This window comes from Streptomyces sp. NPDC006798 (assembly GCF_040635975.1).
In the GTDB taxonomy this organism is placed as follows: domain Bacteria; phylum Actinomycetota; class Actinomycetes; order Streptomycetales; family Streptomycetaceae; genus Streptomyces.
Map to the genome: position 1 here is coordinate 65,053 of NZ_JBEYIS010000040.1, position 7,122 is coordinate 72,174.

General features: G+C 68.4%; 4 protein-coding genes and 1 pseudogene. 4 read left to right on the top strand and 1 reads right to left on the bottom strand.

The genetic code is table 11. The features are described 5' to 3' along the window. The first annotated feature begins 646 nt into the window (after nucleotides 1–646). Nucleotides 647–1,048, top strand: coding sequence for a hypothetical protein (locus tag ABZ714_RS24835; RefSeq protein WP_358827522.1), 402 nt, complete (start codon nucleotides 647–649; stop codon nucleotides 1,046–1,048). A gap of 24 nt (nucleotides 1,049–1,072) precedes the next feature. Here the strand turns inward: ABZ714_RS24835 and istB are convergent. Beyond that, a pseudogene (gene istB, locus ABZ714_RS24840) lies at nucleotides 1,073–1,829 on the bottom strand (IS21-like element helper ATPase IstB). A 511-nt stretch (nucleotides 1,830–2,340) separates the two neighbouring features. Here istB and ABZ714_RS24845 point away from each other — a divergent pair. The 3 genes from ABZ714_RS24845 (at nucleotide 2,341) to ABZ714_RS24855 (ending at nucleotide 6,550) form a co-directional block, all read left to right on the top strand. Next, nucleotides 2,341–2,631, top strand: coding sequence for a hypothetical protein (locus ABZ714_RS24845; RefSeq protein WP_358827523.1), 291 nt, complete (start codon nucleotides 2,341–2,343; stop codon nucleotides 2,629–2,631). 2,291 nt (nucleotides 2,632–4,922) lie between these two features. Then, the gene (locus ABZ714_RS24850; protein WP_358827524.1) at nucleotides 4,923–5,969 is read left to right on the top strand and encodes a dihydrolipoamide S-succinyltransferase; all 1,047 of its coding nucleotides are present in this window, start codon (nucleotides 4,923–4,925) and stop codon (nucleotides 5,967–5,969) included. Continuing rightward, the gene (locus ABZ714_RS24855; protein ID WP_358827525.1) at nucleotides 5,966–6,550 is read left to right on the top strand and encodes a hypothetical protein; all 585 of its coding nucleotides are present in this window, start codon (nucleotides 5,966–5,968) and stop codon (nucleotides 6,548–6,550) included. The genes ABZ714_RS24850 and ABZ714_RS24855 overlap by 4 nt, the downstream gene beginning before the upstream one ends. Nucleotides 6,551–7,122 lie beyond the last annotated feature (572 nt).

The following is a 7,122-nucleotide window of genomic DNA, read 5'->3' on the forward strand; positions in this document are numbered from 1 at the left end:
GGATGTCCGATATAGGGGCGACCGCGGACAGTTCCCACGTTCACCACGAATCGATCGACAGGTGAGGTGCCCAGCTCTACCCCGGCAGCATCGCCACGCTTACGCCGCAGACTTTCAGCGTGGCCTCCCCACCGATGAGTAGAGTCGGCTTCGGAGTCGACCACCGACGAGCACTGGTGGTCGTGCACTGCGTCCGGCCCAGATCCGCCAGGTTCGAGCCGGTGTCGTAATTACGGGGCGTCAGGCACTGATTTCTCGCGTGCACCTTCCTGTCTCACTAGCCGGACCCGGGTCGTCTGGCAGTGCCAACCCGTCCCGGCGTTGTCGGGGCTGCTTACCGCCCGGCTCGGCACCCCCCGAACTGAACTGCCCCCAGCTTCAACCGGATTGCTACGACAACCCGGCGGTGAAGGTCTCTCACCTCACTCGATTCCATGGCGCCTCGTGGCGCACCCACCCGCTACGACAAAATCCCCGGAAAGCTACGAAGCAGGACTCCACCTCAGAGGATCAGTCATGTGGCTGCAGCACCTCACCTCAACCACATGATCCGAACTTCCAACACGCCCCGGAGGCGTGTGCGGGTGAACGTGCAGTGCGGGGAGACCTGTGAAGTGCGGGCGTCGTGGTTCGAGATGATGGAGAGGTGTCTCTTCGCTGTTTCCATCAGACGGGCTGGACCGCGATCTTCAACGGTGCCGACACCGGGACCGGTCGTATGGTGCGTGTGGAGGGCTGGGACCAGGTGAACGGGGCGGCCCTGGTCGTCGATCCCAAGCGTGGTGCCCTGCGTGCGGTGACGGACTACGGGGACTTCTGCCACCTGGAGCGGGCGGACCAGGTCGTGGCCGCGGTGCCTGGCGGAGGGTGGCGGGTGCACTGGAAGGACGAGGGCCCGGGTGGAACGCCGCTGACGGAACAGGTACTGGCCTGGCTCATCACGTCGCAGGGGCGGGCGGCGGCCATCACGGTCGATGCTCAGGGGCATGTCGAGGATGCTGATGGCGCCGATGCCTTCATCCCGCCGGGCGAGGGCCCGGTCTCCTGATCGCAGCTGGTCAGGCCGCTTCGGTCACCGCTCGATGGCCTGGAGGCGGGTCTTCAGCCGGTGGCTGGGTCCGTTGATGGGGATGGGGATCACGTCGCAGTGGTGGAGTCGGTCGAGGATGGCGGTGGCGAGGACTTGGTCGCCGAAGACCTGGCCCCACTCGCTGAAGGTTTTTGTTCGAGGTCAGGATGATCGGGCCCCTTTTCGTAGCGCTTGGAGATCACCTGGAAGACCAGGTTCGCCTCAGCTCGCTCCAGGGGCTGGTAGCCCACCTCGTCCACCACGAGAACGGCCGCCCGTAGGTAGGTGCCGAGCTTGCTGGTCAGACGTCCTGCCGCCTCTGCGGTCTTGAGGTTGCGGACCATGTCGTCGAGGCTGGTGAAGTAGATCGAGTAGCCGGCCCGGCATGCCGCGACCGCGAGTGCGACGGCAATGTGAGTCTTGCCCGCTCTGGGCGGCCCGAGCAGGGCCGCGTTCGCCTCGGCTTCCGCGAAGGAGAGGGTGGCGAGGTCCTTGATCTTCCGGGGGCCGAGGTCGGGCTGGAAGGCGAAGTCGTACCCGTCGAGCGTCTTGTGGTGAGGCAGCCTCGAAGTCCGCAGCCCGCTGCGGAAGCGGCGGTCGTCGCGGACGGCGAGTTCCTCGGACAGGACCAGGTCGAGAGGAGGTAGCCCATCTTCGCCTCGCCGGCCCGCCGGGTGTACTCGTCGACGGTTTCCGCGAGGTGGGGCAGGCCGAGCTCGCCGGCCGTGGTGCGGATACGGGTGGGGACCAGCTCGCTCAAGACGTTGCCCTCGTGCTCGGGTGGGTGGTGAAAGGGGCGGGTGCCGGTCAGCTCGTCATAGACCGGCAACGGCCGACGGCCGACCTCGACGCGGATCGCCGCGCCCCGGTTCAGCAGAGCCGACAGTGAGCCGGCCGTCTCGCCGGGAGGACGTTCGTGCCGGGGCTGGGGCAGGATGTTGCCGGTGGTGGTCCGGCGGCCCTTGCCGGTGGGCAGGCCGTCTCAGTGCGTCTCCTCGACGACGGGTACTCCGCGGCCGATCGCCCGGGGGTGTGTGGCCAGCAGCGTCTCCCCGCTGGTGCCGGGAGTGGTGGAGTGCGGCATGACCTGGGACTTCGTGGCCCTGCTCTCGATCAGCTGACGCGGTCGGACATTTCGGGCGGGAACCGGGTAGAGGTTGCCGCCGAAGGCGCCCCGGCAGTCCCTTGCCGACCGGCCGCAGGTGCCGTTCGGTCACCAGATACGCAGTCGGCGGCAGCGATTTGAGGGCCGCGTGGTCCCGGGCGGCGCGATGCCCGATGACTTCCCGGTGCGTCTTGTGGGTCTGGGCCCGCCGCCCCGGAACCCAGGCGGTGAACGCCGCGTCCATCTCCTCGATGGAGGAGAAGGCCCGGCCGGACAGGACGTGGTCGCGGACGGTCAGGACCTGCCGCTCGACCCGGCCCTTGCCCTGCGGCCGGTAGGCGGCCAGCACATCGATATCGAAATCGTAGTGGCCGGCGAAGCCGACTGCCTCCGGATGCAGCGGAACCGCCTCACCGGGGGCGACATGGCGGCGGACACGGTCTTGGCCCGGTCGTAGACGATGGTCATCGGCACCCCGCCGAAGTGCGCGAAGGCCCCAAGGCGGCAGCCGAGGAACGTCTGGAGATCGAGGCTGGTGGTGAAGCAGCAGAACGGATCGCGCGAGTACGACAGGACCATGCGGAAGGAGCAGACCTTGGGGGAAGCCCATGCGGTCGAGGACCTTGCCTTCATCACCCCAGTCCACCTGAGCCCGGGCGCCCGGGATCACCCCGAACCGGCGGTGCACCCCCGCCAGCTCCCTCGGCGTGATGCCCAGTTCCTCGGCGAACCTCGGGCGGGGCCTCCTGAACGTAGAGCCTCACGCGCTGGTAATTGCCGGTGAACCCGTACTCCGCAGCCAGCCGCTCCTGGATCACCGCGGCCTTCATCAGGACCTCGGCCCCCAACATCGCATCGATCAGCGGCGCAACCTCGTCAACCACCCGCTTGCGTGACCGCCCGTTCGCCGTCCGGCGTGACGGCGACAGCGGCCCTTCGGCAGACAAGTACTCGCTGACAGCCCGCCGGTTCAGCCCGGTCCCTTGGCAACCTCCGACAGCCTCATCGCCCCGGACTCGACCAGGCCACGAAAACGCCGGAGCTCCAGCCGGCGCAGCGGGTCCAAGACCACGGTCCACCCCTCCCTGCAACTTCACGCCGAAGCAGTGGACCCATATGACCCGACAAGATCAGGTCCGGGTTCTGGCTGGCCGGTTGGGGCTATGCCGGTTCGGGTGTTCCTGGTTTCCCTGCGTGGGGGGTGTGGGTGTGTCGGGCGGTTTTGCCTGCGGTGCCGGGTGTCCGGGGTCTTATAGGTGTCGGGGGCGTCCGGGTGGGTGTTGTGGTGGTCTTTTTCGGTGCCCTGCTGTCTTCCCCGGCATGGCGTAGTCGGTTTTTGACTGCAAGTGTGGGTATGGTCGTGTGATGACGATGGGTACGGAGGACGTCCTCAGGCTGACAGTCGCGGCGATCATGCAGCTCACGGGGGAGCGTCAGATCGATGTCGGGGCCGGTACCGGCCTCAGCCAGCTCCAGATCAGCCGGAAACAGTCCGGGAAGACCGCCTGGACCCTCAAAGACGTCGACGCTCTCGCCGCGCACTGGGGTATCCCCGCCCTCGATCTCCTGGCCGGACCCACCCACGCCACCACCAAACTCCCCACCAGCACCCTGCCCAACCCCACCCCCGCCCCGCCGGACCCCGCCGTGCCCGTTTCTGCCCGGCCCGGCCCTGCCGTGCCGGGCCATGCCGTGCCGGATCCCCTCTCCGGCCTGCCGGATCCTGCCGTGCCGGGCTTCGCTGCGCCGGGTCCCGCTTCCGCCCTCGCGGACCCCGCCTCCCACCCGCCGGACCACACCGCGCCCGACCCTGCCGCGCCGGCCTCTGCCGCGCCGGGCTTTGCCGTGCCCGTCCCCGCTCTCCTCAAGGCTGCCTCACCACCCCGACCTCCTGCTGCGCCTGGCCCTGCGGCACCGGCCCCTGCCGTACCGGATTCCGCTTCCGATTCCGAGGTACCAGGCTCAGCTCCTCCGCCCCCGTCTTCCGCCGCGCTGCCGACCCCTGCCGTACCGGTTTCCGCCGTGCCGAGTTCCACGACACCCCCCTCCGCTGTACGGGACGGCACCGTGTCCCCGCCCGATGTACGGGGCGACGCCGTGTCCCTCTCCGCCGTGCAGGGCGACGCCGTACCGGCCTCCGCCCTGTCAGCGTGCGCAGCGCCGGGTGACGCTATGCCGAACCCGAACCCGAACTCCGCCCTGCCCGGCCTGTTCTCTGCCGCTCCCACCCCCACCTCCATCCCTGTGGCCCCGGGTTCCGTCCCGCCGGGCGGCGCACTGCCCGGTTCTGTGGATGTACCGGGTGCTGCCGCGTCAGTGTCCGGCCTTCCTGACCCCGCTGCGCAGGGTTCTGCCGTGCCGACCTCCGCGGCGTCCGCTCACGTCCCTCCGGGCGACACCGCGCCTGTACCTGCCGTACCGGGCTCCGTCTCCGCCGCTCCCACCCCTGTCCCGCCGGACCCGGCCTCCGCTGTGCCGGCCCCCGTCCTGCCGAACCCGTCCGTCCTTGTTCCTCCCGGGCCGGAACCGGACTCTCCTGCGCCGGACCTCACGGCACCCGCCTTTGCCGTATCCGATACCGCCGGGCAGCCCGCTCACTGCCCGCCGAACGCCGCTTCCCCCCTACCGGACCCTGCTTCCCCTCCACGGGATCCCTCCTCCTTGCCGGGTCCGGACTCGGTTGCGCCGGGCACGATCACGCCCGCTTCCCTGCCACCGGGCCCCGCCGCTCCCGACCCTGCCTCTGCCGTGCCGGGTTCCGCTGCGCCTGTCGCTGCCCCGCCGCTCCCTGCCGGGCCCGTCTCCGCCGCGCCTTCGGCTCCGCCTCACCGGACCGCGCCTGCGGTATCGCTGACCGACCGGATCCGCGCCAGCGTCGATCACCAGCTCGCCCTGGCGGGCGGCGATACGGACACCGCCCGGACCGCTCTGGTCAAACGGGCCATCCCTGACGTGATGAAACTTTTCACGGCTTCCCGTATCGGCGGCCGCTACGAGCACACCGAGTTCCCCCCGACCGAGACCATCCTCCAAAAACGCTCCCAGAAAGGCACGGACCACATCTGGGAAGGCCGCCCCAAATGGCGCGCCACCGACCTCCACCAAGCCGCCCACGCCGGACACATCACCCTCCACGTCACCGCCCTCGACATCAACGGCGCCTACCTCGCCGCCCTCAAAACCTGGCTCCCCATCGGCCGCCTCACCCACACCCGCCACACCACCCACGACCCCAAACGCGCCGGCCTCCACCACATCACCCCACCCCCCTGGACCCACACCGACCTCCCCTCACCCCTCGGCGCCCGCCAGCAACCCGGCCCCCTCTGGATCACCGAACCCACCCTCCGCCTCCTCCTGCGCTGCGCACGGCAGGGGTTGTGTGAGGCTCCGGTTATCCATGAGTCGTGGACCTCCGGGGCCAGCGAGGGGCTTTTGGAGAAGCTGCGCCGGGCGCTTGCCGAGGGCCGGAAAACCGCGATCGAGAACCAGGACGATCTGACTCTCGATTACATCAAGGCTATGTATTCGAAGTTTGTTTCCACGATCGGGGAGTCGACAGCGAACCGGGAGATCCGGCGGCCTGACTGGATGCACATCATTCGTTCCCAGGCATTTGCTAATCTATGGATGAAGGCATACAAGGCGCACGCTGCGGGTTTGACGGTTGTGGAAATGTCGGGAACTGATGAGCTCCATATTGCGGGAGACTGGCAGTCAGTTTTTGCATACGGTCGTGATCTCTCGCACGTCAAGCCGAAGCACACCTATAGCCTCGGAGGGCATGAAGCGTGAGCGGTGCGACCGACCTGTGGGGGGAGTGGCAGAAACACGGTGCCCAGGGTGTCAGCGGAGCCCGGGCCCTGTACGCCGAGATCGACCGCGTCGCCCGCGCCGGAGGTATCGCCTCACCCGTCACCACCTCCCGCGGCCTCGCTGCCCGCCTCCGCTACCTCGACAACCCCGCCGGCCGCGCCGAACTGGCGGCCCGCGGTGTCAGCCGCCGCCTGCTCCGTTCCTGGGAACGCGGTGTCACTCCTTCCCCGGCCAAGCTGAAGGCCGTTGACGACGCCTACTGGGCCCGCCGCCGGTACAACCTCCTCCGCTCCGGTGCCCTCAAACGAATTCTCGACAACCACGGAATGGGCCGCCGGATGGAAATCTTCCCGGTCGACCAGAGCACCGTGTCCGAGAAATACCAGCGCATCCTTTCGGACCGTTCCATCCAGGCCCGCTATATCTGGGACGATGCGGTCAGAGCGTGGGGGGCGGACGACATCGCAACCCTCGACGAAATCTGGGACGACATTATCTCCGAACTCGACTCCGACTATTCCGCCTACGCCTACGTAAGCGCCATCGGAATCGGAGCCTGACCAACCGGCACCCGCAGAAAATGCCGACGGCCGGGGCACCGCAGCCGCGATACGACTACCGGCCACGCCCAGGGTGGGACCGAGCTGGCACCCGGACAGAGAAAAATTGGTCTAGACCCCTTTACTGAACCATCATTCATATGATGAAGCATCAGGAGCAAACCGGGAACACCAACCCCACTCCAGCCCTGTATGCGAGAAGTGACTATCAAAGCCCAGACCAACAGAGGCCCCCCAACCCGAGCAAGACCCATAACCCAGCATCAGACACCCCCAACACCCCGCCCATAAACCCCGGGATAACCACGACCGCCCCCACCCTCCAGCCAGCCAAGGGGGAGCCCGGAGGGCGACCCCACGGGGCCGAAGGCCCCGATCGTCACCGAAGGTGACGAACTTGAGGGGCGGAGCCCCTCAACCGGGCCGAAGGCCCGGAGCGACTTGGCGCCCCGTAGGGGCGCCGCGTCGTGTCTCCGGTGTATGCGGGTGCCGCGCGAGCCGTGAGCGGGCCGTATACGAGCTGTGCGCGGGCCGCGTTCGGGGGTCTTTCGAGCCGTCGTGGCATGGGGGCG